The organism is Halobacillus sp. Marseille-Q1614 (assembly GCF_902809865.1).
Classification (GTDB): Bacteria; Bacillota; Bacilli; order Bacillales; family Halobacillaceae; genus Halobacillus_A.
Window position 1 is genome coordinate 1,882,003 of the sequence record NZ_CADDWH010000001.1, and the last position, 26,511, is coordinate 1,908,513.

The 26,511-nt window shown below is 41.9% G+C and carries 27 protein-coding genes and 1 other annotated feature; of the genes, 8 read left to right on the forward strand and 19 right to left on the reverse strand.

Annotated features, from left to right (window positions below; genetic code table 11):
- Positions 1 to 316 precede the first annotated feature (316 nt).
- Genes HUS26_RS09490 through HUS26_RS09500 form a run of 3 tightly spaced genes read right to left on the reverse strand, consistent with a single transcriptional unit; the run spans position 317 to position 2,642 of the window.
- Positions 317 to 1,186 (reverse strand): RluA family pseudouridine synthase, encoded by an 870-nt coding sequence (locus tag HUS26_RS09490; protein ID WP_173916930.1) that lies wholly within the window; start codon positions 1,184 to 1,186, stop codon positions 317 to 319.
- Positions 1,183 to 1,989 carry an NAD kinase gene (locus tag HUS26_RS09495; protein WP_173916931.1) on the reverse strand — a complete coding sequence of 269 codons (807 nt, stop codon included), beginning with the start codon at positions 1,987 to 1,989 and terminating at the stop codon, positions 1,183 to 1,185. The genes HUS26_RS09490 and HUS26_RS09495 overlap by 4 nt, the downstream gene beginning before the upstream one ends.
- A gap of 26 nt (positions 1,990 to 2,015) precedes the next feature.
- On the reverse strand, positions 2,016 to 2,642 hold the full coding sequence (locus tag HUS26_RS09500) for a GTP pyrophosphokinase family protein (RefSeq protein ID WP_173916932.1): 627 nt from the start codon (positions 2,640 to 2,642) through the stop codon (positions 2,016 to 2,018).
- Between the two features lie 160 nt (positions 2,643 to 2,802).
- On the opposite strand from HUS26_RS09500, the gene HUS26_RS09505 reads away from it, so the two are divergent.
- The 4 genes from HUS26_RS09505 (at position 2,803) to HUS26_RS09520 (ending at position 5,025) form a co-directional block, all read left to right on the forward strand.
- Positions 2,803 to 3,378: a CYTH domain-containing protein gene (locus HUS26_RS09505; protein ID WP_173916933.1), complete on the forward strand. Its 576-nt coding sequence runs from the start codon at positions 2,803 to 2,805 to the stop codon at positions 3,376 to 3,378.
- Between the two features lie 54 nt (positions 3,379 to 3,432).
- Entirely contained in the window at positions 3,433 to 3,834 is a 402-nt protein-coding gene (locus HUS26_RS09510; protein WP_173916934.1) for a globin, read from the forward strand.
- On the forward strand, positions 3,831 to 4,718 hold the full coding sequence (locus HUS26_RS09515; RefSeq protein WP_305792001.1) for a ClpXP adapter SpxH family protein: 888 nt from the start codon (positions 3,831 to 3,833) through the stop codon (positions 4,716 to 4,718). Before HUS26_RS09510 ends, HUS26_RS09515 begins: the two co-directional genes overlap by 4 nt.
- Before the next feature lie 127 nt (positions 4,719 to 4,845).
- Positions 4,846 to 5,025, forward strand: coding sequence for a hypothetical protein (locus HUS26_RS09520; RefSeq protein ID WP_173916935.1), 180 nt, complete (start codon positions 4,846 to 4,848; stop codon positions 5,023 to 5,025).
- A 98-nt stretch (positions 5,026 to 5,123) separates the two neighbouring features.
- On the opposite strand, the gene pepF is transcribed toward HUS26_RS09520, so the two are convergent.
- The 3 genes from pepF to mecA all read right to left on the reverse strand — a co-directional run bounded on the left by pepF (position 5,124) and on the right by mecA (position 8,967).
- Positions 5,124 to 6,929 (reverse strand): oligoendopeptidase F, encoded by a 1,806-nt coding sequence (gene pepF / locus HUS26_RS09525; RefSeq protein WP_173916936.1) that lies wholly within the window; start codon positions 6,927 to 6,929, stop codon positions 5,124 to 5,126.
- Between the two features lie 53 nt (positions 6,930 to 6,982).
- Positions 6,983 to 8,134 (reverse strand): competence protein CoiA, encoded by a 1,152-nt coding sequence (locus tag HUS26_RS09530; protein ID WP_173916937.1) that lies wholly within the window; start codon positions 8,132 to 8,134, stop codon positions 6,983 to 6,985.
- Positions 8,135 to 8,262: 128 nt separating this feature from the next.
- The gene (mecA, locus tag HUS26_RS09535; protein ID WP_173916938.1) at positions 8,263 to 8,967 is read right to left on the reverse strand and encodes an adaptor protein MecA; all 705 of its coding nucleotides are present in this window, start codon (positions 8,965 to 8,967) and stop codon (positions 8,263 to 8,265) included.
- Positions 8,968 to 9,250: 283 nt separating this feature from the next.
- Between mecA and HUS26_RS09540 the strand changes: the two genes are divergently transcribed.
- Entirely contained in the window at positions 9,251 to 9,913 is a 663-nt protein-coding gene (locus HUS26_RS09540; RefSeq protein ID WP_173916939.1) for a TerC family protein, read from the forward strand.
- A gap of 46 nt (positions 9,914 to 9,959) precedes the next feature.
- Here HUS26_RS09540 and spxA read toward each other — a convergent pair whose 3' ends face one another.
- The 8 genes from spxA to HUS26_RS09580 form a co-directional block, all read right to left on the reverse strand.
- On the reverse strand, positions 9,960 to 10,355 hold the full coding sequence (gene spxA / locus HUS26_RS09545; protein ID WP_173916940.1) for a transcriptional regulator SpxA: 396 nt from the start codon (positions 10,353 to 10,355) through the stop codon (positions 9,960 to 9,962).
- A gap of 299 nt (positions 10,356 to 10,654) precedes the next feature.
- Positions 10,655 to 11,242 carry a GNAT family N-acetyltransferase gene (locus tag HUS26_RS09550; protein ID WP_173916941.1) on the reverse strand — a complete coding sequence of 196 codons (588 nt, stop codon included), beginning with the start codon at positions 11,240 to 11,242 and terminating at the stop codon, positions 10,655 to 10,657.
- A 118-nt stretch (positions 11,243 to 11,360) separates the two neighbouring features.
- Positions 11,361 to 12,563 carry a putative glycoside hydrolase gene (locus HUS26_RS09555; RefSeq protein WP_173916942.1) on the reverse strand — a complete coding sequence of 401 codons (1,203 nt, stop codon included), beginning with the start codon at positions 12,561 to 12,563 and terminating at the stop codon, positions 11,361 to 11,363.
- Between the two features lie 248 nt (positions 12,564 to 12,811).
- On the reverse strand, positions 12,812 to 13,747 hold the full coding sequence (locus HUS26_RS09560; RefSeq protein WP_173916943.1) for an ABC transporter ATP-binding protein: 936 nt from the start codon (positions 13,745 to 13,747) through the stop codon (positions 12,812 to 12,814).
- Positions 13,744 to 14,796, reverse strand: coding sequence for an ABC transporter ATP-binding protein (locus HUS26_RS09565; RefSeq protein ID WP_173916944.1), 1,053 nt, complete (start codon positions 14,794 to 14,796; stop codon positions 13,744 to 13,746). Before HUS26_RS09565 ends, HUS26_RS09560 begins: the two co-directional genes overlap by 4 nt.
- 16 nt (positions 14,797 to 14,812) lie before the next feature.
- The gene (gene opp3C / locus HUS26_RS09570; RefSeq protein ID WP_173916945.1) at positions 14,813 to 15,943 is read right to left on the reverse strand and encodes an oligopeptide ABC transporter permease; all 1,131 of its coding nucleotides are present in this window, start codon (positions 15,941 to 15,943) and stop codon (positions 14,813 to 14,815) included.
- Positions 15,944 to 15,950: 7 nt separating this feature from the next.
- Positions 15,951 to 16,877 carry an oligopeptide ABC transporter permease gene (gene opp3b, locus HUS26_RS09575; protein WP_173916946.1) on the reverse strand — a complete coding sequence of 309 codons (927 nt, stop codon included), beginning with the start codon at positions 16,875 to 16,877 and terminating at the stop codon, positions 15,951 to 15,953.
- A gap of 164 nt (positions 16,878 to 17,041) precedes the next feature.
- Complete coding sequence (locus tag HUS26_RS09580; RefSeq protein WP_173916947.1) at positions 17,042 to 18,709, reverse strand: peptide ABC transporter substrate-binding protein; 1,668 nt, start codon at positions 18,707 to 18,709, stop codon at positions 17,042 to 17,044.
- Positions 18,710 to 19,117: 408 nt separating this feature from the next.
- On the opposite strand from HUS26_RS09580, the gene HUS26_RS09585 reads away from it, so the two are divergent.
- Both HUS26_RS09585 and trpS read left to right on the forward strand, forming a co-directional pair.
- Positions 19,118 to 19,498 (forward strand): DUF3899 domain-containing protein, encoded by a 381-nt coding sequence (locus HUS26_RS09585; protein WP_173916948.1) that lies wholly within the window; start codon positions 19,118 to 19,120, stop codon positions 19,496 to 19,498.
- Positions 19,499 to 19,542: 44 nt separating this feature from the next.
- Positions 19,543 to 19,739: a binding site (T-box leader), on the forward strand.
- 144 nt (positions 19,740 to 19,883) lie between these two features.
- Complete coding sequence (trpS, locus tag HUS26_RS09590) at positions 19,884 to 20,882, forward strand: tryptophan--tRNA ligase (protein WP_173916949.1); 999 nt, start codon at positions 19,884 to 19,886, stop codon at positions 20,880 to 20,882.
- Positions 20,883 to 20,908: 26 nt separating this feature from the next.
- On the opposite strand, the gene HUS26_RS09595 is transcribed toward trpS, so the two are convergent.
- Together HUS26_RS09595 and HUS26_RS09600 are read right to left on the reverse strand one after the other, a co-directional pair.
- The gene (locus HUS26_RS09595) at positions 20,909 to 21,670 is read right to left on the reverse strand and encodes a YjbA family protein (RefSeq protein ID WP_173916950.1); all 762 of its coding nucleotides are present in this window, start codon (positions 21,668 to 21,670) and stop codon (positions 20,909 to 20,911) included.
- Positions 21,671 to 21,761: 91 nt separating this feature from the next.
- A complete protein-coding gene (locus HUS26_RS09600) occupies positions 21,762 to 21,962 on the reverse strand; it encodes a hypothetical protein (protein ID WP_173916951.1) in 201 nt (66 codons plus the stop codon).
- A 158-nt stretch (positions 21,963 to 22,120) separates the two neighbouring features.
- On the opposite strand from HUS26_RS09600, the gene HUS26_RS09605 reads away from it, so the two are divergent.
- Positions 22,121 to 23,104, forward strand: coding sequence for an LCP family protein (locus HUS26_RS09605; protein WP_173916952.1), 984 nt, complete (start codon positions 22,121 to 22,123; stop codon positions 23,102 to 23,104).
- A 114-nt stretch (positions 23,105 to 23,218) separates the two neighbouring features.
- Here the strand turns inward: HUS26_RS09605 and fabF are convergent, their stop codons facing one another.
- From fabF to HUS26_RS09620, 3 genes are all read right to left on the reverse strand, one after another.
- Complete coding sequence (fabF, locus tag HUS26_RS09610; RefSeq protein WP_173916953.1) at positions 23,219 to 24,460, reverse strand: beta-ketoacyl-ACP synthase II; 1,242 nt, start codon at positions 24,458 to 24,460, stop codon at positions 23,219 to 23,221.
- Positions 24,461 to 24,478: 18 nt separating this feature from the next.
- Entirely contained in the window at positions 24,479 to 25,411 is a 933-nt protein-coding gene (locus HUS26_RS09615) for a beta-ketoacyl-ACP synthase III (RefSeq protein WP_173916954.1), read from the reverse strand.
- A 129-nt stretch (positions 25,412 to 25,540) separates the two neighbouring features.
- On the reverse strand, positions 25,541 to 26,491 hold the full coding sequence (locus HUS26_RS09620) for a BMP family ABC transporter substrate-binding protein (RefSeq protein WP_254434167.1): 951 nt from the start codon (positions 26,489 to 26,491) through the stop codon (positions 25,541 to 25,543).
- Between the last annotated feature and the right edge of the window lie 20 nt (positions 26,492 to 26,511).

Here is a 26,511-nt window from a genome sequence, read left to right on the forward strand (position 1 = left end):
ATTAGCTCTCTTCCCGGGGTCTACACTCTTAAGGATGCAAGATTACCAGGTGAAAGGTTAGCTGATTCCTCTGAGCAGGATTCCATTCACCTTTTTCTTCGTAATGGGAAGGGAAGGAGCGAGACTCCTGCTAAAAAAACGGACGATCCGAGACCCCGCAGAATGGGTTTCTCGGGTAGGCTTGGGCGTTCGTCCGCTACAAAGCGAAGCGGTTCCCGCCCCATTCGACCCCTTTAATGGAATCCACCAACCATGCTAGCTTTAATTAGGAAACTCCATGAGAAAAACTGTTGAGACTTTCTCGAAAGCCTGCTTTTTATAACTTCCATTTGGCGGGCGGGTCTGCAGTAAACATCATTTGTTTACCAGTCCAAGGATGCTGCAGCACAAGCTGGTGGCAGTGCAGAGCCTGTCCATCTTCAAACCCCTTCATCGGACCACGGCCATATAAACGATCCCCGGCTACCGGGTGGCCGATCGAAGCCATATGGACTCGAATCTGATGGGTACGGCCTGTATGCAGCTTACATTCCACTTTCGTCAGACGCCGTCCTATTCTTTTAACTTTAAATTCTGTGACTGCCTTCTTGCCGTCCGGGTCCACTTGACGCCGGATAATCGAATCTGGCTGGCGCTTGATCGGCCGGTCAATAATGCCGCCCTTACTAAGCAGTCTCCCTTCAACGAGGGCCGTGTACCTTCTTTCCACCTTACCAAGCGAGCTTGAAAGTATGCTGTGGCTGTACTGGTGCTTCGCTATTAAGATGAGTCCTGTCGTATCACGGTCAAGCCTTGTGACGATGTGAACCGTATATGGAAGCTTCTGTTGATCATAATGGTACAGCAGAGCTTGAGCGAGTGTGCCGGATTCGTGATCCTTTCCCGGAGAAACCGCCATTTGTGCCGGTTTATTAAGAACAATAATATCCTCATCTTCATAAACAATTTTCAACGTGTTCGGCTCCCCTTCCATTCGATCGCCCCGTTGTTCTTCTGGAAACCTTACTTCAAGCGTATCTCCGGATTGTAAAGAGCTCCAGTGAGGAACAGGTTCACCGTTAATCAAGAAGGATCCTTCCACTTTTACCTTTTTAAGCAGCTGCCTTGAAAATAAAGCTTTCTTTCTTAGAAAGTTATTGATCGTCGTATTTTCAGGCACCTGCCATCTCTTCACTAACGGGGTCATTGTTTATACCCATCCGCCACAAAAGAATCACTCACCCGCTTCCAGAAAGGAAACGGACGGAACCTCGCGAAGCGGACTCTTTCTTTAGCCACGCGGCACTGAATGGATTTAACGTCTTTATACGTTTTCGTAATATGATCAATCATAAATAGAAAGCTTTTATCATTCTTCGGCTTCAATAAGCACGTGTGATGACCCGGCAGAATCAGCGGAGAGCCTATCGTCCGGAAGACACGATTATTAATGGAGGCCATTTCTGCTATTTGAATCGCTTCTAAGGAAGGATGTAAAATCGCTCCTCCCAGCGCTTTATTGTACGCCGTACTTCCCGATGGAGTTGAAATACAAAGACCGTCTCCTCTAAAGGTTTCAAAATGCTCGCCTTTAATTTCAATATCGAGCACCACAGAGCCTTCAGGTGTCTTAATTGCACACTCATTAAGAGCTAGGTAGCGCGCTTCTTCGCCATCGCCTTTTGGCCTGATGATGACTTCAAGAAGCGGGTATTCCACCACCTGGTAGGGGGTGCGGGCAATTTCGATAATCAGTTTTTCTAATTCATCCGGGGTCCAATCCGTATAAAACCCAAGGTGGCCGGTATGTACACCAATAAATGCCGTTTCATCCAGCCGATGCACATACGTATGAAAAGCTTCAAGAAGCGTCCCGTCCCCTCCGACCGAGATGGCAAGGTCCGGTTCCTTCTCATCATATTCAAGCTTAAATTCACTCAAGTAATTTTTTATTTTTGTACGGATTTCGTTTGATTTCTTATCCCCTTTAGAGAGAATGGCAAACTTCATGTATTTCAACTCCTTTGCTGTTGTGTTTACTTCTTTTCCCTGCTTTTTTTAACTGTAAATATTTTTTGAGCTTCCTGGATTTCATTTTTTATCTTCGACATTTCTTCATCCAGCTGGAAAGCTGCTTCTGCCGCGCTTTGGAGCCTTGCTTTAATTTGCGCAGGGATCTGTCCAGCATATTTATAGTTTAAGGAGTGCTCATTCGTCGCCCAGAAATTCATAGCCAGCGTTCTGATCTGTATTTCAGCCAGTACAATTTTTTCCCCGTGAATGGTTTCAACGGGATAGCGGATAATGACGTGAAACGAACGGTAGCCGCTGTCTTTTTTCTTTGAAATATAGTCTTTTTCTTCGACAATATCAAAGTCATGGCGGTTCCTCAGCATTTCAACGACCGCGTAAATATCATCGACGAACTGGCAGACAACCCGGACTCCGGCTATATCCTGAAGCTCTTCTTCAATCTGCTCAGGCTTAATCCCTTTTCTGCGTGATTTTTCAATGATGCTTGATTTAGGCTTTACCCGTCCTGTAACAAATTCAATCGGGGATTGATCACGCTCATATTCAAATTGTTGCCTCATTCCCTTTAATTTAACCTTAAGCTCTTCAACTACCTGCGAATAAGGTGCTATAAAAATATCCCAATTCATGCTCTGCGAGACCACCTTTATGTATCCTTCATTCATACATCTTTCATCCTATGTATCCCTTGTATTGTATCATATCTACCAGAAATATCTTGACTGAGAATGTTTAATCTTTGCAATTAACATCCTATTTAAATCATAATTAACTATAGAGGTGAATCATATGGCCCAAGAAATTGAAATCGAATTTAAAAACCTTCTGGCTGAAGAAGAGTTTAACACGCTTTATCAGCAATTAAAATTTGAATCAGTTGCACTTATTGAACAGACCAACTATTATTTTGAAACGGATGACTTCCGCTTAAGAGAACAGGGAGCCGCCTTAAGAATCCGCAGGAAAAAGGAGACGTGGACCTTAACTCTAAAACAGCCTCATTCTGAAGGATTACTTGAAACTCATGATTCTCTAACAGAGGAGGAAGTCAATCAGTGGATCATCGGCCGTCCTACACAGGCTGAACACGTAGGCCCCCAGCTTGAAGAGCTCGGTATTTCCTATGAGGATCTTAACTATATGGGATCACTCACGACACGAAGGAAAGAACAGCCCTATAAAAACACGACCGTTGTCTTAGATCACAGTTTTTACTATGGAAAAGACGACTATGAACTGGAGCTCGAAGCTGATTCTAGAGAAACTGGCGAAAAGGTCTTTCAGGAACTTCTCGATCGTTATCATATTCCACGGAGAAAAACCGATAATAAGATTAAACGATTCTTTCAAGCTAAATCAGATTAGTTGCCGAGTCAATGGACCGTTGCTAAAATATATAAACAGACAGGAAGGGATTTTATGCAACCGACACCAGGCACTATATATGAAGCGATCGGAGAGCAGAAGCTCAACGAACTCGTCGATCATTTTTATAATTATGTAAGTCAGCATCCTGATCTCATCCCGATTTTTCCGGATGATTTATCAGAAACAAGACGAAAACAGAAACAATTTTTAACTCAGTTTTTTGGAGGGCCGCCGCTCTATATTCAGGAGCACGGACATCCCATGCTAAGAGCACGTCACATGCCGTTTGCCATCACCCCGACAAGAAGGGATGCGTGGCTTTCCTGCATGGATAAAGCTCTAAGGGACGCGGAAATCGAGGAACCATACCGAACGGCTATGCTCGATCGTCTGACGATGACCGCCAACCACATGATGAATACGCCAGAGGATGAGAAAGGAGAATCGTTGTGAGCTGGAAAAGCTTAAATAGCTCGAATGAGCAGCCGGGTACATCTAGTGGCTTCTTTGATTTGTTAAAAAGACCGGTTGAGATGTACGTTTTCATTGATCCGCTCTGCCCCGAATGCTGGTCACTCGAACCAGTTATTAAAAAGCTTACCATCGAATATGGACGGTTCTTTACTCTCCGCCCGATTCTCAGCGGAAACTTAGCCTCCCTCCAGAAATGTTCTTCAGGAAAGCCGGAGAAGCTTAAGAAAGTCTGGGATAATACAGCATCGCGCACCGGCATGTGCTGTGACGGTGATGTCTGGATTGAAAACCCGGTTTCTTCCCCTTTAGTTACTGCACTCGCGGTTAAAGCTGCCGAGCTGCAAGGGAAAAAAGCAGGAATGAGATTTCTTCGTAAGATCCAGGAGTACGTTTTTTTAGAAAAACAGGATATCTCCAATGAAGAAGTGCTCATTTCATGCGCTGAGAAGAGCCGGCTGGATGTTAGCGAATTTAAAAAAGACCTGCACTCTGAATCTGCCCAAAAAGCCTTGCAGTGTGATATTAAGTTAACGAGAGAAATGGACGTCGATTCAGCGCCTTCTATCGTGCTTTTCAATGAATCGGAAGAAGATGCAGGACTTAAAATCACCGGCTCGTACAGCTATGATGTGTATGTAAAAGTATTAAAAGAAATGCTCCAGAAAGATCCTAAACCGGCTAAAAAGCCATCCTTAGAGGACTTTTTAAATCATTATAAGTTTGTTGCGAATAAAGAAGTAGCCGTCGTTTATGACTGGACGGAACAGCAGGCCCGCCGTGAAATGGGCAAGCTCGTATTAAAACAAAAAGCCCGCGAAGTACCGGTTAAACATGGGGCGTTTTGGGAATATATCGAAGCTTAATATCATAGGAAGGCGTCACTTCAAGTTATACGCTTAAAGTGGCGCCTTCTTATGTCTAAACAAGCTTTCATAATTTTCCGCTTCCTGCATAAGTTTTTATATAAAAACCTGACAGGGAGCGGGGATTATGATGAAAATCAGCTTAGTTATTCTATATATGCTTGCTCTTCTGTTCCTCTGCGGGCTCCATTTGCTCGCTTTAATGAGGATGTTTCCTATTTATATATCCATTCCCCTGCTGGTCGCAGGATTCTATTTCTTTCCAACGATTGTCTTTCATAAGAAAAAGTTCCGCGGTTTCTTATAACCTGCGGAACTTTTTTTGTTTACCTTCCACTGTTAATGTATTTGTTTTATTTCATAAAAAGGGACCCTGCCAGCTTTCCTCGGCCCCACACGATGTAATTATTTTAATAATTCTTCCATCTCGCCAAGCTTCTGCTCAAATACATCCAGCGCCTCATAGATAGGGTCTTTCGAAGTCATATCTACCCCTGCACGTTTCAGCACTTCAATTGGGTAATCGCTTGAGCCGGCTTTTAAAAAGCTCTTATATCGCTCAACAGCTGGCTCTCCTTCTGTCAATATTTGCTCCGCCAGGGTTGTCGCTGCCGCATAGCCTGTAGAATATTGATACACATAGTAACCCATGTAAAAATGTGGAATCCTCGCCCATTCCAAACCGATTTCTTCATCAATGACGATATCATCGCCAAAATATTTTTTATTTAAATCATAATAGATCTGCGTTAATTTTTCTGCCGTTAAGGCTTCGCCATTCTGGGCCTGGATATGAATTTCATGCTCAAATTCCGCAAACATCGTCTGACGGAACACCGTACCTCGGAAGCCTTCTAAGAAGTTGTTCAGTAAGTACAGCTTCTCTTTTTTATCATTTGTCTTCTTGAGCATATAATCATTTAACAGTGCTTCGTTGCATGTAGAGGCTACTTCTGCTACGAAAATCGAGTAGTTGCCATAACGGTACGGCTGATTTTTATGAGTGTAGTAACTGTGCAGAGAGTGGCCTAATTCATGGGCCAGTGTAAATAAATTATTCACGTCATCCTGCCAGTTCATTAAGATAAACGGGTTGGTGCCGTAATGACCGGAGGAATAAGCCCCGCTGCGTTTCCCTTTGTTCTCCTCCACGTCAATCCATCGGTTAGTAAACCCTTCTTTAACGATGCTCACATACTCATCACCAAGAGGCTTTAAGCCATCAAGGACAAGCTCCTGTGCTTCTTCGTACGAAATTTCCATTTCAGCATCCTGCACGAGCGGTGTATACATGTCATACATATGCAGTTCATCAAGTTCGAGAATTTTCTTGCGAACCTCTACATAACGGTGCATCAAAGGCAGGCGCTCATTGACCGCTTCAATTAAATTATCGTACACAGACTCTGGAATATTATTATTATCCAGCGCTTTCTCGCGAGCCCGCTCATAATTTTTTACAGTCGCGAAGTAATTGTTCTTTTTCACATTGCAGCTTAAAGTGGACGCAAACGTATTTTTAAATTGACCAAACGTCTCGTACATCGCTAGAAATGCGTTCTTTCTCACTTCACGGTTTTGCGATTTAAGAAACCCTACATAACGTCCGTGGGTAAGATCGACTTCTTCCCCTTCTTCATTCTTAATCGTCGGGAATTTTAAGTCGGCATTGTTTAAAGCTCCAAACGTTTGAGATGGACTTGAAGCCACTTCGGAAAATCCGGCTAACAGCCTTTCTTCCTTTTCACTTAACACGTGATCCCGGCGGCGGGTAATTTCTTTTAACGCATGCTCGTACCCTTTCAAATCATCTAATTCATTGATAAACTGATCCACTTTCCCTTCAGGCAGTGAAAGTATTTCAGGGACAATAAAACTCATCGATGAAGCTACTTTTGTATACAGACTTTCTGCTTTAGCATTCATTTCCTGATAGTAGGAGTTCGTGGTGTCCTGATCATTGCGCATATGGGCATACGTAAAGAGCAAGCCCATCTTATTTGATATTTGATCCTGCAGTTTGAGCAGCTTATAAAGATGAGCCGCTGACTCACCTAGTGTTCCTTTAAACTTTTCAATTTCAGGCACCATTTCTTTTGTATTTTCTAATTCTTTATACCATTCTTCATCAGTTGCAAAAATTGATTCTAAATCCCAAGTACGCTCTTTAGGCACTTCTTCTCTTTTAGGCAGCTGTTTCGTTCCCATCATTCATCCTCCTCAGGCAATAAATTCGTCACCCTAAACATTTCTCGATTTTCCAGCTAAAATCCTGCCATATACGTGGATTTTTTCAAATGGTTTATCACCTTCTCATCCTCTTTTAGAGCTTCCTCCACGTGTTTTGGCCAGTTTATATCCTTTAGCTTAACCCATTTAAACGGACTTATTTTTTTTACTATGTTAAATACAGAAAGTGCCGCTAAATATTCTTCAAGAAGATCAGCCTCATAGTCGTTTAGTGCAGACAATTTCATGGATGGCGGCACGTAAATTTGTGCCCCAGACGGCCTTTTCATAAAATGATCCACAACAAAACGGGTCTGCCAGATATAAGCGGGTTTTGCGCTTAAGAGCTGGCTCTTTACCGGCAAATAGCAGAGGCTTGGGATTAATGAAAAGTGCATGCTTCTTAAATAAAGCAGCTGTCTCAGCTGGCGTTCCTCACTGCCCGCGTTCTTTCGGTAAGTGGTTCGATACCGGGACATCTGCTTAAGCCAGAGGCTGTAAAAGGAAGGATTCTTCTTATGGCAAGCCGTAAAGAGCTGAGTGAATCGAGAGCTGCTTAAGGGAAAATGGGAGAAAGCGGAGATATTCATAGAAGGAGAAAGACTTTGAAGTGGACTAGCTGTAACAATCGCTCTTTGAGTGACATCAAAAAAATACAGGAAGTACTGATTGTGGAAATGGTAGTGGAGAACTCTATGGAAGGAATTCGTTTTAAGAAGTGATCGGCCAGAGCGGAAAAACTGGCGGCCGCCTAACAGCCACAGGGGAAAAATATTCATGGTATGATAACCTTCGCTTCGCTTTTTAACTTCTTCAGGAGAAATGGTTGAGCATTGCAGTTCAAGAACTATCCTTTTTTCTCCTATCGTCAGCATCAGATCGGGACGCTGGCTGATATCAGAAAGATAAGGCTCCATCTCAACGCGGTATCCTTGGTGATAAAGCCAGTCATAAAGCAATAGCTTACCTTTTTCGTGCACCTCACTTTCTCCTCCTCTCTTGCGAGTGCATAAGCTGCTTGGAAAGTGAGCAAAGTGCGGGGTAGTTAATGGTCCGGACCTTAGCAGTAAAGCTTCTCGGCAGTCAGGACAATAGAAAGAAGCTTCTTTCTTCATTTGTAATATATCGTCGGGGGCCAGCTGATAAATCGTTAACAGTTCATCTTTTTCATTAAGGGCATGAAACATAAATCACCTCCATCATAATATATTCGACAGTAAACGTGAGAACCCTTTATTCCTAATGGAGTCTCTCAGAACTCTTCATTTATTTATATACTTTCACACAAAAAAACACACTACATACGGTAGTGTGCTTAGTTCGCTGGAAAATGATCTTTCACCTGGCCAAGTGCCTGCTTGTCAAAGATTGGTTTCCCATATTCCTGCAGTCTATAAATTGTAATCGACGACTCGTGGCCGAACTCCATGAGCTGACTTAAAATATTTTCTTGGTCGTCATCACTCATATTTTCATCATTGAATTGAATATATAAATAATAGGCATCTTCAAAGTGGAAAAGCTTGTTCTCCACAAATTCTGCTTTTTCATCCATATAATGACTCAATTGAATGATATCTTCGAATTCTTTAAAGCGAAGAGTAAATTGCAGAGGTGCGAAATCCTCTTCATCCTCTTCGTCATCATAATCGCTGTTGTCATGTGAAGTGTCTTCATTAGTATATTTATCGTCAAGTAAGTTCTCTAATTTCTCGTCTACAGGTACATCAATTGATTTACCATCATCACTAGGGAGTTCGAGCTTTTGCCCGTCTTGGGAAACCTGCGCTTTAGTAACGATCACTTCAAGTCCTTTGTCCATAGCCTGAACCTGAATCCATAGCGGACCGTCTGCTTGAAAGTTCTCTTGGTCGTTTACTTCATCCATCATTTCCCAGAATAACTGTTCGCTTCGTTCTCGATTATACCAAATTTCTTCGCGGTCGAAGCCTAACTGTTCAACGTCATGATATGAAACATAAAATTTAACGGTGTTCTCATTAATGCGTTCGATTTCCATGTCTCTCTCTCCCTTCTATCATTTAGTAGGCGGAAGGGATCGTACCCTAAATCGCTTAATATTACCTTACCCCAAAGGTCAAATTCTCAACCATCGTGATGTGTTGCAGCGTAAGGATTGATGTACTTCTATTGTATGACAGGAATTCGAAAATGGAAAACAAATTGCTTCGAATCAGCGGATAACTAGAAACCAAGCCATTACTTTTTTCTCTGAGAGGCTGGTGATTTTTTATTCTAGCTTATTTTTTGAAATTTGTCACTACTTAAAGGGGAGTTTTTTCATGAATTGGGACTTGCTTGAACCTATACTGGTTATTATCAGCATCGACATTATTCTTGGCGGCGACAATGCCGTTGTCATCGCTCTCGCCAGTCGGAATCTGCCTGAAAAACAGCGTAATAAAGCGATCCTGCTTGGGACAGGCCTTGCCGTGATATGCCGAATCCTCTTAACGATGGTCGCCCTGTTCCTGCTGCATATTCCTTTGCTAAGGCTTGTCGGCGGACTCCTTCTCCTCTACATAGCGATTAAGCTGCTGCTCGATGACGAAGACGGTCATGATATCAAAAGCGGGGACAGCTTGTTCACTGCGATAAAGACTATTGTTTTCGCCGATATCGTCATGGGCTTTGATAACGTTTTGGCAATCGCCGGCGCTTCCCACGGTAATATCACTCTTGTCATCATGGGCCTGCTGGTATCTGTCCCCATTATTATTTGGGGAAGCCGAATTATTTTATCTTTAATGGAAAAATTTCCAATGCTCGTTTATATTGGTGCCGGAATTTTGGCCTTTACCGCCGCAGAAATGATGCTTGAAGATCCGCATGTGAAAGAACTCTCTCTATCGATCGCACCAATACTGCCTGCTGTGCCTGTCCTATTCGTTTTACTTACGGTCAGCATCGGTTATTTCTTCAACCGGCAGGCGGAGGCAAAATAAAAAAGTTCCGGCGGCCTCTTAAGGTCATCGGAACTTTTATAATTGATTAGTTGACTAAACGCTGGGCTTCTTTAAGCTGGAATGTACGTACGCTTCTTGGAAGGAAGCGGCGGATTTCATCCTCGTTGTAGCCTACTTGAAGACGCTTATCGTCAATAATGATTGGACGGCGCAGCAATCCAGGGTTCTCTTGAATAAGATCAAACAGATCCTGCATTGGAAGCTGGTCAAAATCGACTTTCAGTTTTTGGAATACCTTAGAACGAGTAGAGATAATCTCTTCCGTTCCGTCTTCCGTCATTCTCAATATTTCTTTTATTTCATCAATCGTTAACGGTTCAGAAAAAATGTTTCTCTCCGTGTATTCAATGTTGTGCTCCTCCAGCCAAGCTTTGGCTTTTCGGCATGATGTACAACTTGGTGAGGTATAAAGTGTTACCATACAGAAACTTCACTCCTCGAAAATTTATTTATGATACATTGTTGATGATTCTTAAATTAAAATTAGTATAAACTAATCTTCATTTATAACTATACCACATTTGTCAACTAAAATCTATAACACATTAAGTAAAAGGCTTTCAAAACGGTTAAATCACCGTAATTAATGCAATATATTTGTATTTACCACATATGACTGTCCATTAAACTTGTTTTCCATAAAAATTTGTGAAGTATTTTATTTTCAATTACGGCATAAAAAGTGAAAATCCCCACCTGTTTATAGGTGGGGGTTCTCCATTAGTTATGCTTTTTTAAACCTTTTAGGATATCGTCCGTTTCACGTTCTTCATCAATCGTTAATACTTCATCTACCGGCTGGTAAGACTTGCCGTAAAAATCTTTATCTTTGTACGTGTGAATTTCTTCATACATTCTTTTCATTTGATCATAGATTTCTTCTTCAGTTGCATCTTCCGGAGACCAATAGAGGATTTCCATTGGGGTAGGTTCGTTTGTTGCCAGTGAACGGCGCGTATAACCGATGGACTGGGCATGCTTAAACCCTTCACGCTGGTAAAAGTGCAGTCGTTTAGCAGTATCTGTATCTTCATAGTCTACAGGTTCGACCTCAAGAATGATCGGTTTTCCTTTAGCTTTCATTTTCTCAATCAATTGATGACCCAGACCCTGACCCCTGGCATTCGCGGAAACGTATACATAGTCGATAAAAATAAAAGATTCAAACTCTGCATACATTAACACATGATTTTCACCTTCATCTTTGTAATAAACGTCGCTTTTTTCCTTAAGTAAAGTTTCCATGTGTTCTTGTGATTTCATTTCCTCTACAGGGAAATACTGTTTTAGTTTCTTATACCAACTCATTGATCTACTCCCTTACATAAGTATATTTTCATTATACCTGATACAGATTTTAAAGTTAAATATAGACATATATGCCAATATCCACAAGAAAAGCACTGATAAACAGTGCTTTCTTCGGTTAAGGTGTATAATCGACACCTTCTGTATAGTTATTACCCGCATTCCAGAGCAAATATTCCTCAATTCCATTATCATATAAAGCTTTTATTTGAGCTTCTACTTCGGCTTTACCATATTGGAAGGTAGGGCCGCTGTATAGCCATGGAGCCTCAAAGTCCTGCAGCCACGGGCGTGATACCGGCGGATCTTCGAGCTTTTCAATCACCTGATTTTCAACCTTAGAATACTCGGCGATTGTGTTATACGGTTCAGTGTCCGGTTTATCAATTCCAAAATAAGGACCCCAGTGACTTGGATAGATCATGGATGAGATCACATCGACATTCGAAGAGATCTTAGAAAAATTCTGTCCAATGTTCGGCGCTTCTTCAATAGTTGCCGCATACCCGAATATATCTACAGACACGTCAACGTCATAAGTACTGAGTTCTGAACGAGCAAAAGCTACGAAATCGGTAACTGCCTGTACGCGCTTTTTCACATTGCTTTCTTCAGAATCAGCGTAATCGCCCTGTCCATATTCAAGGATATCATCACGCGAATCGAAGCCTTCAGGAAAACGTACGTAATCGAACTGAATTTCCTGAAAGCCAAGCTCTGCCGCCATCTTCGCTATTTCTAAATTGTATTCCCACACTTCTTTTTCAAAAGGATTGACGAAGGATTCGCCTTTGCCATTTTTCCATACCTGGCCATTTTGTGTAAAGGAAAGGTCAGGACGCTCTTTAGCTAATAAATTATCTTTAAATACAACAACACGTGCAATCGGATAAATCCCTTTTTCTTCAAGCGTTTCAAGCATCTTTCTAGGATCGTCTATGTATGGTTCAGCAATATCCGCATAAGGCGAGTCTTCCGGCGGCTCAAATGATATGTTTCCGTGGTCTTCCTTAACATCAATAACCATGGCGTTTAAATCAGTTGTTTCCACAAGCTCTGTCAGCTTTTCCATCTTTGCTCCCCCAGCTGAAGGCCCAGTAACATAGATGCCTCGTACGGCATCCGGATATTTAAAATCCAGTCCCGAATCATAAACAAAGCGGGCCATCCGGTCGGGGAGCTTAATTGGCTGGACGGCTATCTCTTTTCCAGTGTGCATTTGGACTTCGTTTTCAGCAGCTTCCGCGTGGTTCAATGGTAAGGATGCTGCCAATAAAAAAAGTCCAGCTGCGATGATCTTCCTAAAATGAAATTTTCCCATAGTAAATCCTTCTCCTACTCTATTAATTTCTACTATTAATTGTAAAGAAAAAATATGGCTGTGAATAGACATAAGTCTCATGTTTTAGCCATTTTTTTCATAATGTACCAAATTACCTAATAAGGCTGGCAGAGGTTTAGATTTGAAGCAACCTTAATCTTAAAAGGAGAGGAATCCAATCTCTTTAAGGTAAGCAGACGAACGGTCAAGCCGTAAAAAAGATCCCCTCCTAAAAGGGGATCTTCCAATTATTTTTGAACAGCGTATTCTTTTTGATAACGCTCGAATTCTTTAGTTGTACAAAGTACCCAGTGATCTGGACGTACTTCTCTGAATTCAGGTTCTTCACTTGTATCATGATCATTTGGATCATAAGTGAAACGTTCACGTGAACGCTCGTAAATCGGGTCTGGAAGAGGAATCGCTGATAATAGCGACTGTGTATACGGATGAATCGGATTTTTATAAAGCTCATCTGCATCCGCAAGCTCGACCATTCGTCCGAAGTACATAACCCCGATTCGGTCACTAATATATTTAACCATCGACAGATCGTGAGCGATGAATAAATACGTTAAGTTCTTTTCTTTTTGCAGCTGTTTCAGCAGGTTAACGACCTGGGCCTGAATGGATACGTCCAAGGCAGAGATCGGCTCATCGGCAATGATGAAGGAAGGATCAACCGCCAGAGCACGGGCAATACCGATACGCTGACGCTGACCGCCGCTGAATTCGTGCGGGTAGCGGTTGGCATGCTCTTTATTCAAGCCTACTGTCTCAAGCAATTCATGCACTTTTGACTTTCTGGCATCTGCGTTTTCCAGACCGTGAATATCCATACCTTCTGCAATAATGTCGGCTACTTTCATACGCGGATTTAAAGAAGCGTAAGGATCCTGGAAAATCATTTGCATTTCACGGTTGAACTTTTTCAGTTCTTCTTTGTTCTTTTTGCCGTGAACATTTTCTCCATTAAAAATAACTTCTCCGTCGGTTGCGTCATATAAGCGGATAATCGTTCGGCCTGTTGTAGACTTCCCACATCCTGATTCACCTACAAGGCCGAAGGTTTCTCCTTTGTATATGTCAAAAGTAATACCGTCGACGGCTTTCACCACACTGTGCCGCCCAGTTTTAAAATGCTGTTTTAAGTTTTTTATCTCTACTAGTTTTTCTTGACTCATAAACGATCACCTTTCCCACTGTTCGTAGACATGGCAGCCATCCGCTTCTTTATAGCTTCCGGCGGGTCTATGTCCGGCGCATGCTCATGCAGTAACCATGTGGCAGCATAATGAGTATCGGAAACTTTAAACATTGGCGGCTCCTGCTCTTTATCAATTTGCATAGCAAATTCGTTACGAGCGGCAAATGCGTCCCCTTTTGGAGGATTAAGCAGATCCGGCGGTGACCCCGGTATCGCGTATAGCTCATCATCTGTACTATCAAGTGATGGCATGGAACCAAGCAGCCCCCAAGTGTACGGGTGCTTAGGGTTATAGAAAATATCATCAACAGTTCCGATCTCAACGATTTTACCTGCATACATAACCGCCACGCGGTCCGCTACGTTAGCAACTACCCCTAAATCGTGGGTAATAAAGATTGTTGCTGAGTCGGTCTTTTTCTGAATGTCTTTCATCAGCTCAAGAATCTGAGCTTGAATCGTAACGTCCAGAGCTGTTGTGGGCTCATCGGCAATTAACAGCTTTGGATTACAAGCAAGCGCAATCGCGACAACCACACGCTGACGCATCCCTCCGGAAAATTGGTGCGGGTATTGTTTCATGCGGTTTTGCGCATCTGGAATACCAACAAGATCAAGCAGTTCAATTACACGCTTCTTCGCCTGATCTTTACTCACTTTCTGGTGCTTAATTAAACCTTCCATGATCTGGTTTCCAACCTTCATCGTAGGGTTCAACGATGTCATTGGATCCTGGAAGATCATTGAGATTTCCTTACCACGAATTTTTTCCATTTCTTTTTCACTAAGTTTAGCTAAGTCGCGGCCTTCAAAGAAGATCTCACCTTCTTTAATTCTTCCAGGCGGCATGGGAATTAGCTTCATTAACGCTTTAGTTGTAACTGATTTTCCTGAACCTGACTCTCCTACAATGGCTAAGGTTTCACCTTTATTAATACTGAAGTTTACACCACGTACTGCTTTTACTTCACCACTATAGGTGTCAAAGGATACATGTAAATTTTTAACATCTAGTAATTTTTCCATTTTGTACACCTACCTCCTATTCGCGCATCTTCGGATCAAAGGCATCTCGAAGACCATCAGCCAGCATGTTAAATGCAATCATAATGAGGGAAATAACAACTGCCGGGAATAATAAAATATGTGGATAAATCTGCAGGGACTGGAATCCATCTTCTACAAGCGTACCCAGTGAAGCCAGAGGTGTTGGAAGACCAAGTCCGATAAAGCTTAAGAAGGCTTCAAAGAAGATGGCAGATGGAATCGTAAACATCGTATTAATGATGATTAACCCTAACACGTTTGGAATTAAATGCTTTCTTAAAATTCGGCCGTCAGGAGCGCCTAGTGTCCTCGAAGCTAAAACAAATTCCTGGTTTTTCAGTTTGAGGATCTGTCCACGTACAATACGGGCCATCGATATCCAGCCGGTTAAGGCCAAAGCGATCGTAATCGATAGTATCCCCGGATCCAGTATGAGGATCATGAGAATAACAATAACGAGGTTTGGAATTCCAATTAAAATCTCAATAATTCGCTGCATGTAGTTATCAACACGGCCGCCATAATAAGCTGAAATACCGCCATAAGCTACACCAATAAGCATATCTATCATGGCTGCTAAAAAGGCAATGTAAAGGGAAATTTGTGTCCCTTTCCAAACTCTTGTCCAAAGATCACGCCCAAGACCGTCGGTACCGAACCAGAAATTCTCCTGCATGTCTTTAGCTGCGTAAACATCGTATTGTGCTTCTACTCTTGCTTCTTCACCATTACCGCCTTCATCTAAGACAGTGGTGGTAATAAACTCTTCATCATTATTAAAACGCATCAGCGCTTTCTCCTGGGCCTGCTCCAGCGTATCTCCCGTTTGTACGGAAATCAGCATCCCATCAAATCCGAGCCATTCTAAGCCTTCTACTTTCGGAGGCATTTTAGCACGGGATAAATCCTGTTCGAACTCTCCATAAGGGGTCATGGAAGGTCCGGCTAAAGCGAAAAATATCAATAAAATTAACGTTATTAACCCTGCCATGGCTCCTTTGTTTTTGCGAAGACGAATAAAGGAGTCTTTCCAGAAGGAAATACTGGGTCTCGTTATCTGTTCACTATCATCATCTCGTGTATCAACAGGTACAAATAAGTCTTTATTTGGTTTGTGATTTTCCATATAGGTACTACTCTCCTTCTGCCAATCTAATTCTTGGGTCGATGACTCCGTAAAGCAAGTCAATCACCAATACAATTACGATGAAAAAGAATGCGAAAAACAATGTCGTGCCCATGATAATTGGGAAATCGTTTGTATTAATAGATTTAACAAACTGTTCGCCAATACCAGGAACCGCAAAAATGTTTTCGATTACGAGAGTACCTGTCATTAAACCAATCGCAAGCGGTCCTAACACTGTAATTAATGGAATTAAAGCATTACGTACACCGTGTTTAAGAACAACACCAAATTTGTTGATTCCTTTGGCACGAGCAGTCGTAATATAATCTGACCCCATAACTTCAAGCATTTCTGTTCGCATAAAGCGGGCTGATATTGCAAGCGGGAAAATAGCTAATGCCACAGTTGGTAAAACTGTATGCTGCCACGTTCCCCAAAGAGCCACTGGGAACCATCCTAGCTTTACGCCAACATAATACTGAAGAATCCCCGCAAATACGAAGGATGGAATGGATTGACCTAGTACAGCAGTAAATGTGGAACCGTAATCTAAGACTCCATTATGATAAAGTGCTGAAACCAGCCCTAACAGCATACCTAGAACCGTCCCAATTACCATTGCCTGAATACCTAACTGCATAGATGGGCCGATACGCTCCATAATAATTGTGGAAACTTCCCTGTTGTCAAATTGGAAAGAAATACCAAGATCACCTTGCACCAGGTTCACCATGTAATTGAAATACTGAACGGGTACTGGATCATCCAATCCGTACTTTTCCAAAATAATGGCTTGCTGTTCTTCAGAAAGCTTATCTGCAGCACTCAAAGGTGTACCCGGAAGAAATTTCATTAAGAAGAACGTAAATGTTGCGATTAAAAACATCGTGATGACCATATAAATTAATCTCTGTGTAATATAACGCGCCATCCTAACACCTCCTAAAAAGTAAAACCAATGTCAAAAAACGTTTAAATTAACTGAAATTTGTCTATTATCCGACAATTCTGTTAACAGGGAAAAAGAGAGTATACGCCGCCATATGGACATATACTCTCTCCCCTATAAAGGTAGCCTATGTTTGGCTTGTTTAATTACTTGCCTTCAATATAAGCATACTTGTAAGTGTAATCAGGTCCCATTGGGTTAACTGTTACATCCTTCACGTAAGGCTTCCAAAGTTGAGCAAGTGCACGCTGATAAAGTGGTGCAAGTACTGCATCTTCTTGGATAAGAAGTTTTTCTGCCTCTAGGAAGTTTTCAAAACGCTTAACCGGCTCTTGTGCAAGGTCAGCATTCGCTTCTTCAATTAGCGAGTCGTACTCTTCGCTGGAATATCCAGTATGGTTGTTTCCACCATCAGTGATCCATAGGTTTAAGAATGTGTTCGGATCAATGTAGTCAGGACCCCATCCAGCATTTTGAAGATCATACTCCATTGCTGTATCGCGGTCTAGACGTTCCTGGAAAGGTACACCTTGTACATTTACAGTAAGACCTTCAAGCTGTTCAAGCTGGTCTTTAAGGTAAGCATCTAGGTTTTTAGAAGTTTCTGTGTCACCGCCAAGGTAACCGATTTCAGCTTCTTCAATTCCTAGTTCTTCTTTTGCTTTAGACCATAGTTCTTGAGCTTCTTCAACGTTTGTTTCAATTAGATCACCGTTTATTTCACGGAAATCTTCTTCAGTTTCTGGATGGGTAACAAAGTTTTGCGGCATGTTACCGTAATGAGCAATTGATCCGTTGTTAAGAATTGTATCAACCATAGCTTCACGGTCGATTACTTTTTGAATCGCTTTACGAGCATTTTCATTCTTAAGAATTTCATTCTCTTGGTTCATCTTTAAGTAGAATAAAGTAGGCTCTTCTTCGATACGGAATTCTTCAGATGTACGGTACTCATCAACGAATTCAGATGTTAGACTAGTACGATCAATTTCGCCAGTTTCGTAAAGGTTAACAGCTGAAGATGTTTCTTTAACTACTTTTACGTTGATTTGATCAAGTTTAACTTGCTCAGCATCCCAGTAGTCTTCGTTCTTTTCAAGAGTCCAGCCATCAGTACCCCAATCAGTAATAACAAATGGTCCGTTAGAGAGCAGGCTTTCAGCTGAAAGTGCATAGTCATCGCCTTGTTCTTCAACAAAGTCTTTGTTTAAAGGTAAGAATGTACCGAATGTAGTTAGAGACTCAAAATATGGAGTCGGTTTTTCAAGTTGAACTTCTAATGTATAGTCGTCCACAGCTTTCACACCAAGTTCTTCAACAGGTGCATCGCCATCAGCGATAGATTGAGCGTTTTCAATAGTGCCGCCCATCATGTATGGACCGTACTCTGATCCAGTTTCTGGATTAACAGCACGCTGCCAAGCATACACGAAATCGTTAGCTGTAACAGGGTCACCGTTAGACCAGACAGCATCTTCACGTAGTGTAAACGTCCATGTAAGACCGTCTTCACTTACTTCGTGCTCTGTAGCAATACCTGGTTCTGGTTCTCCGCCTTCACCTAAACGGTAAAGACCGTCCATTGTGGAACCAAGCCATTGGAATGCAACGGCATCAGTAGCCAATGAAGCGTCCATTGTTGGAATCTCAGAAGATTCTGCTAAGTTAAGTATTTGTTCCTCGGATCCCTCTGATCCTTCGCTGCCTTCAGCTTCGCCTTCAGACCCTGAGTCTGAGCCTCCACCGGAACAAGCAGCAAGGAACATGCTTAGTGCCAGTGCGAGCACAAGCAAAAACCAATTTTTCTTTTTCATCTAGAAAATGACCTCCCCTAAAAAGTCTTAAAATTTCGTGGTGTCTTGTCCACATATCGAATTATACAAGTTTTCTAACTATTTTGCATTCATTATTTTTCAATAATTTTATAAAATCCCTTATTTTATTACGTTCAAGTAACATAAAACAGGTAAAAATACCTAGTTTATTTTACTGAAAATTGTGTTGACTTTTGCGATGCCTTTACTGACGCACTTTAAAGGGTTACAGTGGTCTTTTATGCTAGATAAATATAATAAAGTACTAATGAATTTATAAATAAAAAATTATGTCTTTTAATTTTGAATTTTCAGTAATTTTAATGACATTTATATAATTCCCATCATGTTTTTACATGTTATAATATTTTTTGTAGATTTATGAAAGATTTAGGATGTGAAGTGATCATGAAATTTGTTAGAAATAAGTGGGGATTTTTGGCTATTAATTTTGTTGTTCTTTTATTATACTTTTTGATTTTTTCTCCAGCGTACAGTCTGCTTCATTTTATCGATCTCTTATTTTACCTTTGCTTCTTTTATTTATTTATTGGATTGATCCTGTGGATTATAAAAGGCGGGTTCTTTGATGCAATTACTTACAGTTTCCGCAGGGTATCCAACAGAATCGGAAAGAATAAAGATTATATGGAAGACATTGATGATTTTGAGGAAAAGCCGCTGCCTTCTCAAATGTTTAAGAGAAACGTCGTCCGTTTTTTTCTGTTTCAGGGCATATCGCTGCTCGCAGGAATGGCTGTTCTATTAGTCGTTTATTATATGGCTTGAAATGCTCTTCAGTTTGCTCTATAATTTGTTCAAGATTCTAAATAACGAATGCGAAGAAAAAGTAAAAGTAGTTTTATTGCAAGCTTTCCAGAGAGGCTGCGGTCGGTGTGAGCAGCTAAGCGCAATGAAGCGAAATGGGACTTTGGAGCAGAACCGTAGATTCGGCGTTAACGAATATGAGCTGACTTTTATTTGCATGTAAAAGTAACTAGGGTGGCACCGCGAACCAATCGTCCCTTCCATATAGGAAGGCCGATTGGTTTTTTGTTTATTAGTGTAGCTGACGGAAAAAGAGTAACTTCCTTTTCCTATAAAAATAGGAGGTCTGCTCGCTTTTAAGCGGATGAAAATTCAGCTTATCAAATATATCTAAGAGGTGAGAAAGATGAAAACATTATTTTCCGGAATTCAGCCAAGTGGAACACTTACGCTTGGTAACTATTTAGGCGCAATGACTCATTTTGTTGATTTGCAGGATGAGTATGAGTGCTACTTTTGTATTGTAGATGAGCACGCGATCACTGTACCGCAGGACCGTCTGGCCTTACGAAAAAATATTAAGTCGTTAGCTGCATTATATTTGGCTTCAGGGATTGATCCTGATAAAGCAACCTTATTCATTCAATCAGAAGTGCCGGCACATACCCAGCTGGGCTGGATGCTTCAATGTGTCAGCTACATCGGTGAATTAGAGCGAATGACCCAGTTCAAAGATAAGTCTGGAGATGGTAAAGAAGCTGTCAGCTCAGGACTGCTGACTTACCCTCCACTCATGGCATCAGATATACTGCTTTATCAAACGGACATCGTGCCGGTCGGTGAGGATCAAAAACAGCACTTAGAACTGACGCGTAACTTGGCTCAGCGTTTTAATAATAAGTACAATGACATTTTCACGGTTCCTGAAGTAAGGATTCCAAAAGAAGGAGCGCGTATTATGTCGCTTCAGAACCCTCTGAAAAAAATGAGCAAGTCCGATCCCAACCAAAAAGCTTTCATCTCTATGCTGGATGATGAGAAGAAGATTACAAAAAAAATAAAAAGTGCCGTAACCGATTCAGAGGGTGTCGTCAAATATGATAAGGAAAACAAACCGGGAGTTTCTAACCTGTTGACGATCGAATCCATCTGCCGCGGGGTGTCCATTCAAGAATTGGAGAATAAATATGCAGGAAAAGGTTATGGAGACTTTAAAGCAGGCGTTGCTGAATCCGTTGTCAGGGTATTGGGGCCAATTCAGGAACGTTACGAGCAGCTGATAGATTCTGAAGAATTAGATGAAATTTTAGATCAAGGGGCAGAGGCTGCTTCGTTTAAAGCGAACAAAATGCTGATGAAAGCGAAAAAAGCGATGGGTCTCGGCCGTGTAAGAAAGAAAAAATAAGAAAAAGCCAGGATTGAGGAGCCCCCTCAATTCTGGCTTTTTAAATGCTTCTGATCTTTATGGTTCTCCGCCTGCCACATCGTTTCAAAAAATGGCTGGCCCTTTATAATTTTTCCGCACAGTTCTTCGTGTTGTTTACTCCATCCTTCAATCGTGCCATAGTACAGGCGCTGCCAGGCATCTTCCGTTGTGATGTGCTTAATATCCTGATACTGGGCCGGATCCCATTCTGTCAGCCAGTACCCGACTTCTTCCGGATGATCCGTGTTTTTCAGCTGATCTAAAGCCATCATAAGCAGCTGTTTTAACTGCCGCTCTCTTCTTGTCAGTCCTGCCATTTTTTCAGGGGACAAGGACAAAATGTGATGTTCTTTCGGTGAGACACTTTCGATCATATAAACAGCCGGCCGCTTTCCTTCTACCATGTCGAAAACGAGGCGTTCCTGTCGGGGAATCAGTCGGCTTTTTTTCACGGGAAGCGAATATCCTAATGTATCAAATACGAGTACCCTCTTTCCGTCTGTAACTACGGCTGCATAATCTATGGTGCGGCGTTCCTGATTGTTTTTTACATAGGTGCGTTTGTAAATGTCATCCAGCAAGGATCTTGGAAGTTCTTGTAAATCGTTTTCTATAAACTCGTAGAGATCTTCTTCAATATAAAGTAATGGAATCTGGTCCACCAGCTCAATGCCATCTTCTTTACGCCATTCGTGAAATTGACAAACGTTGTAACCATTCTCTTCTCCTTCAAACCAATTGACCCATAAATCGTGCATATATAACATAGCGCAACCTCACTTTCTTACCCGAAGACTCTTTAGGTTACATTATGACCAATGTTGGTTTTTTTATTCTTAACATCCATCATTTAGTAAATTATTCTTTCATCCATAAAAGAGACACAATAATCATGAATAAACCAAGCCCGGATAGATAACATTCAGGCCGAGACCTTATAACAAGAAGAAACTCAATCCATGTTAATCCTGCAGGGACAAAATTCAAATAGGTTATGGTCACCGTTCCGCCTGCTACAGTAAGTCCAAAGCCTGTTAAGAACACCATCCACTGCCACATCTTCTTGTCCTCCTTGTCCATTTTATAGAGTTTATGTTTACACTCAGATGGACATGCCTCCCAATAGTCGAGCTGTTCCTACATAATTCCTCTTTACTTAAACGTAAATTACAGGTAAATTTAGTAGAGGAGCTTTTCAATAGAAAGGATGATTAAGCATGGTTGCTAAACGCTCTTTACGTAAGCAGCGTAAACGCAAACGTAAGAAACGGCTTTTTATAGCTCTTATATTTTTATTATTTATTACCTCTCTCAGCTATGTAGGCTATGAATATATGATGGGAAAACAAGAATCCCAGAATAAAGTTTCCGGAGATGAGGGAAGTGAAGTTTCCCTTTCGGATATGTCCAGTAAGTATAAGGATGAATTCAAAGGCGTCGATAATAACGACGGTAAAACCAACGTCCTGGTTTTAGGTGTCGATCAGCGTGAAAATGAAACACCACGATCTGATACGATTATGATTGCCCAATATGATGAAAACGGGGAAACAGCCAAAGTGGCTTCACTGATGCGTGATATGTACGTCAATATCCCCGGGCACGGCTATAACAAACTTAATGCCGCTTTCGCCTTTGGCGGGCCTGAACTTATGAGACAGACGATTAAAGAAAACTTCGGTGTCGATGTCGAATATTATGCAATTGTTGACTTCAACGGATTTACTCAAATCGTAGACACACTGGCTCCTAACGGCGTTGAAGTTAATATTGAAAAAAACATGCAGTATAAAGCCGGCGATACCAATATCGATCTTAAGCAGGGAACGCAATCATTAGATGGAGAAGAACTGCTCGGCTACGCAAGATATAGAAGTGATTCCCAAGGTGACTTCGGGCGAGTTGAACGTCAGCAGAAAGTCATTAAACTGCTGAAAGACGAGCTTGTTTCATTTAGCGGTGTTATGAAGGCTCCGAGGCTTATGGGAACGCTGCAGCCTTATGTAGATACCAACATTGGCAGCGGAAAGTACCTCAATTTAGGAAAAGACTTTATTTTTAACCCGGTAAATAATATAGATACCTTTAATTTACCGACTGAAGATAATGTATGGAATGCAAGAATGCCTTATCCGGTCGGTCTGGTACTGCAGCACGATGAGCAGAAAAGTGCCGAAGATTTACAAGAATTTCTCCAATAATATCAATCCCCTGGATAAGAGGCCAGGGGATTTTTTATGGATTATTTACTTTATTAGCTAGGTTAAATGTTGCTATTATGGCGAAAGGGCCGGGGCAGAAGGCTCGCTTTAACGTTATTCAGAATATTTCTTGAAGATCAAGGCTGCATTATGGCCGCCAAATCCTAACGAGTTACTCATAACAGTTGTTAATTCCTGTTTTCTCGCCTCATTTGGAACATAATCAAGATCACATTCAGGGTCTGGAGTTTCATAATTAATTGTCGGCGGAATAATTCCTTCATTAATAGCTTTAAGAGAGATAATAGCTTCTACCGCGCCGGCAGCTCCAAGTAAGTGACCTGTCATGGATTTCGTTGAGGAAATCGCCATCTTATAAGCATGATCTTTAAATACAGATTTAGCTGCAATAGTTTCAAATTTATCGTTAAGGTCTGTGGATGTTCCATGGGCGTTTAAATAATCCACTTGTTCTGCGGAAATACCTGCATCCTTAAGCGCTTGGTTCATTGCACGTGTAGCTCCTTCTCCTTCTGGTGCTGGAGAAGTAATGTGGTAAGCATCACCAGTAGCACCATAGCCAGTCAGCTCACCGTAAATTTTAGCTCCGCGTTTTTGAGCGGATTCAAGCGTTTCAAGAATCACGATTCCTGCTCCTTCACCCATAACGAATCCGTCACGGTTTTTATCAAAGGGACGGCTTGCTGTATTAGGGTCTTCGTTCAGGGATAGAGCACGGGCTGAAGCAAATCCGGCAAAGGACATTTTGTTCATTGGCGCTTCCGTTCCGCCTGTAACCATAATATCCGCATCCCCGCGCTGAATAACTTTGAAGGCATCCCCAATTGAGTTAGCTCCTGATGCACAAGCTGTTACCGTACACGAATTAATTCCTTTAGCACCAAGGGCAATCGAAACTTGTCCAGCTGCCATATCTGGAATCATCATCGGGATGAAGAACGGGCTTACACGGCGGTAGCCTTTTTTCTGGAAAGTTTCAAATTGCGATTCATACGTGTTCATGCCGCCGATTCCTGAACCAATCCATACGCCGATACGGCTGGCATTTTCTTCATTAATGGTAAGGTTCGCGTCCTCTACAGCCATATGGGAAGCGACCATAGCATACTGAACGAAAGGATCCATGCGGCGGACGTCTTTACGATCAATATAAGTGGAAGGGTCAAAATCTTTCAGCTCGGCTGCCACATGAACCGGATATTCATCTTTATTTACTTTCGTAATAGGGCCAACACCTGATTGACCGCTCTTAATATTGTTCCACGTTTCTTCTACTGAATTACCGACTGGCGTTACAGCTCCAAGACCGGTAATTACGACACGTCTTTTTTCCATTACACAATTCCTCCTTGATTACTTACCCCATCGGAGGGCAACGGCTCCCCAAGTGAGTCCGCCGCCGAACCCGACAAGTACGACTAGATCATTATCTTTAATTTTACCCGCTTTTACGTCTTCTGACAAAGCAAGCGGGATAGATGCTGATGAAGTATTTCCATATTTATTAACTTTAACTGACATTTTTTCTTTCGGAATTCCAAGCCGCTCCCTGGCTGCTTCCATAATTCTAATATTTGCCTGGTGCGGTACTAAATAATCGACATCTTCTTCATTAAGACCGATTTTTTTCACAACATTTACTGAAGACTGCGGCATTTGTCTAACAGCAAACTTGAATACTTCTCTACCATTCATAAACAAGTATTCATCCTGATATAAGTGCGGACCGCCGCTTCCGTCAGCTCCAAGTTCGAAGGAAAGGATTCCTTTCCCATCACTTACCGGGCCAATTACGGCTGCTCCAGCTGCGTCACCAAAAAGAACACATGTGTTGCGGTCTTCCCAGTCGGTAATTTTTGAAAGCTTTTCCACTCCTACAACTAACACATTTTTGTAAGCACCTGTTTCGATATACTGCTTAGCCGTAATTACACCATACATAAAACCGGCACAAGCTGCGCTAATATCCATTGCTGCTACTTTTCTAGCTCCCAGCTTATGCTGCAGCACGGTAGCTACTGAAGGGAAAGGATGATCGGGTGTCACGGTCGCAACAAGGATCAAATCAATCTCTTCAGCTGTGAGATCAGCATCATCGAGCGCATTTTGAGCAGCACGAAGAGCCATGTCCGAAGTATCTTCACCTTCTGCCGCAATACGTCTTTCTTCAATCCCTGTACGCGTGCGAATCCACTCATCACTAGTATCGACGATTTTCTCTAAATCTTTATTGGTAAGAACTCTCTCCGGCGCATAATGTCCTGTCCCTATGATTCCAGCGTTCATATATTCATCCCCTTAAGGTAGTGTTTATATCAAATGTTATGACTTGGTACTAATATTAATTCATCTCTGTTTTTTAAGCAAGCCTTTGAAATGAAAAGAAACACAAGAAGCAAGGCTTCTTATGTTTCTCTAATTAAAGGGAAGTTTCCCGGTATTTTTGTACACTTCCACTGCTTCATTGACTTCTGTAATCACTTCTTTATCCACGACTTCGCTGTATTCACCAAGTTCAATAGCGCCTTCTTGAAAATCATACTCCATGACTTTTCCTTTTAAGTCACCATTAATGTATTGCTCAATGGCCTGCACGTACAGATGATCGACACGCTGAACAGTACTCGTTAACACTGTATTCTTTGCGTTCTTCAGCTGATCCTCCACGTAGCCGATTGCATAAAGTTCATCCCTTTCTGCCCTTTTTATGATCGGCAGGTTAAAATTATCACCCGCTGGATAAAAGACATCAGCACCGTCAAGTACCATTTGATCATAGATTGCCTTAGCGCGTCCGACCGACTCCCAACTGTTTGTGTAAGACATGGACACTTTAGCCTGAGGATTCTGATGCATCACCCCTGCATAAAAACCCTCCACCTCAGGCTGCCATTCGTAGGCAGCAATCAAGCCTACCCTCCCTGTCTCTGTCATATCTCCCGCAACCATCCCCGCAAAAAAGCCCATGGCTCCTGAACTGAAATTTAGTGCGGTCACGTTTTCAGCAGAGAATTCGCCGTTAAAGTAGATAAAATGAATGTCTGGATAGCTTTGATGCACATTTTGAAAGGTCTGACTATAAAAATTTCCATGGCCAAATATTATATCGGCGCCCCGTTCAGCCAGCTCATCAACTGCACTCTCGGTATCAGACGTAGTGTTTATGTTTTCCTTTACGATCACATTGGTGTCATATTTCTCTTCAATTGCTTTAATCCCTTCATACCCCTTCTCTCCCCATGCCTGATCTTCTGCCGATGTTTCCACAAGCCAGCCGATTGTTTTGGGAGTGCTTGAAGCCTGCTGATAGTCACAGCCCGTCAGCCCAATAACAACTATAAAAAACAATAAAGTATATGATTTCAATGCTAAGCACCCCTATGTAT

Bases quoted from the DNA above. Each gene is read 5' to 3' on its own strand.
- HUS26_RS09490 (WP_173916930.1), bottom strand. From the start codon at position 1,186: ATGACCCCGTTAGTGAAGAGATGGCAGGTGCCTGAAAATACGACGATC.
- spxA (WP_173916940.1), bottom strand. From the start codon at position 10,355: ATGGTAACACTTTATACCTCACCAAGTTGTACATCATGCCGAAAAGCC.
- opp3b (WP_173916946.1), bottom strand. From the start codon at position 16,877: ATGGCGCGTTATATTACACAGAGATTAATTTATATGGTCATCACGATG.
- HUS26_RS09600 (WP_173916951.1), bottom strand. From the start codon at position 21,962: ATGTGGCAGTGGATGGTGTTCTTAACAGGCTTTGGACTTACTGTAGCA.
- HUS26_RS09615 (WP_173916954.1), bottom strand. From the start codon at position 25,411: ATGAACGCTGGAATCATAGGGACAGGACATTATGCGCCGGAGAGAGTT.
- HUS26_RS09605 (WP_173916952.1), top strand. From the start codon at position 22,121: ATGGTTGCTAAACGCTCTTTACGTAAGCAGCGTAAACGCAAACGTAAG.
- mecA (WP_173916938.1), bottom strand. From the start codon at position 8,967: ATGGAAATCGAACGCATTAATGAGAACACCGTTAAATTTTATGTTTCA.
- HUS26_RS09510 (WP_173916934.1), top strand. From the start codon at position 3,433: ATGCAACCGACACCAGGCACTATATATGAAGCGATCGGAGAGCAGAAG.
- pepF (WP_173916936.1), bottom strand. From the start codon at position 6,929: ATGATGGGAACGAAACAGCTGCCTAAAAGAGAAGAAGTGCCTAAAGAG.
- HUS26_RS09560 (WP_173916943.1), bottom strand. From the start codon at position 13,747: ATGAGTCAAGAAAAACTAGTAGAGATAAAAAACTTAAAACAGCATTTT.
- trpS (WP_173916949.1), top strand. From the start codon at position 19,884: ATGAAAACATTATTTTCCGGAATTCAGCCAAGTGGAACACTTACGCTT.
- HUS26_RS09500 (WP_173916932.1), bottom strand. From the start codon at position 2,642: ATGAATTGGGATATTTTTATAGCACCTTATTCGCAGGTAGTTGAAGAG.
- opp3C (WP_173916945.1), bottom strand. From the start codon at position 15,943: ATGGAAAATCACAAACCAAATAAAGACTTATTTGTACCTGTTGATACA.
- HUS26_RS09495 (WP_173916931.1), bottom strand. From the start codon at position 1,989: ATGAAGTTTGCCATTCTCTCTAAAGGGGATAAGAAATCAAACGAAATC.
- HUS26_RS09565 (WP_173916944.1), bottom strand. From the start codon at position 14,796: ATGGAAAAATTACTAGATGTTAAAAATTTACATGTATCCTTTGACACC.
- fabF (WP_173916953.1), bottom strand. From the start codon at position 24,460: ATGGAAAAAAGACGTGTCGTAATTACCGGTCTTGGAGCTGTAACGCCA.
- HUS26_RS09580 (WP_173916947.1), bottom strand. From the start codon at position 18,709: ATGAAAAAGAAAAATTGGTTTTTGCTTGTGCTCGCACTGGCACTAAGC.
- HUS26_RS09505 (WP_173916933.1), top strand. From the start codon at position 2,803: ATGGCCCAAGAAATTGAAATCGAATTTAAAAACCTTCTGGCTGAAGAA.
- HUS26_RS09520 (WP_173916935.1), top strand. From the start codon at position 4,846: ATGATGAAAATCAGCTTAGTTATTCTATATATGCTTGCTCTTCTGTTC.
- HUS26_RS09555 (WP_173916942.1), bottom strand. From the start codon at position 12,563: ATGGGAAAATTTCATTTTAGGAAGATCATCGCAGCTGGACTTTTTTTA.
- HUS26_RS09540 (WP_173916939.1), top strand. From the start codon at position 9,251: ATGAATTGGGACTTGCTTGAACCTATACTGGTTATTATCAGCATCGAC.
- HUS26_RS09595 (WP_173916950.1), bottom strand. From the start codon at position 21,670: ATGTTATATATGCACGATTTATGGGTCAATTGGTTTGAAGGAGAAGAG.
- HUS26_RS09585 (WP_173916948.1), top strand. From the start codon at position 19,118: ATGAAATTTGTTAGAAATAAGTGGGGATTTTTGGCTATTAATTTTGTT.
- HUS26_RS09530 (WP_173916937.1), bottom strand. From the start codon at position 8,134: ATGTTTCATGCCCTTAATGAAAAAGATGAACTGTTAACGATTTATCAG.
- HUS26_RS09550 (WP_173916941.1), bottom strand. From the start codon at position 11,242: ATGAGTTGGTATAAGAAACTAAAACAGTATTTCCCTGTAGAGGAAATG.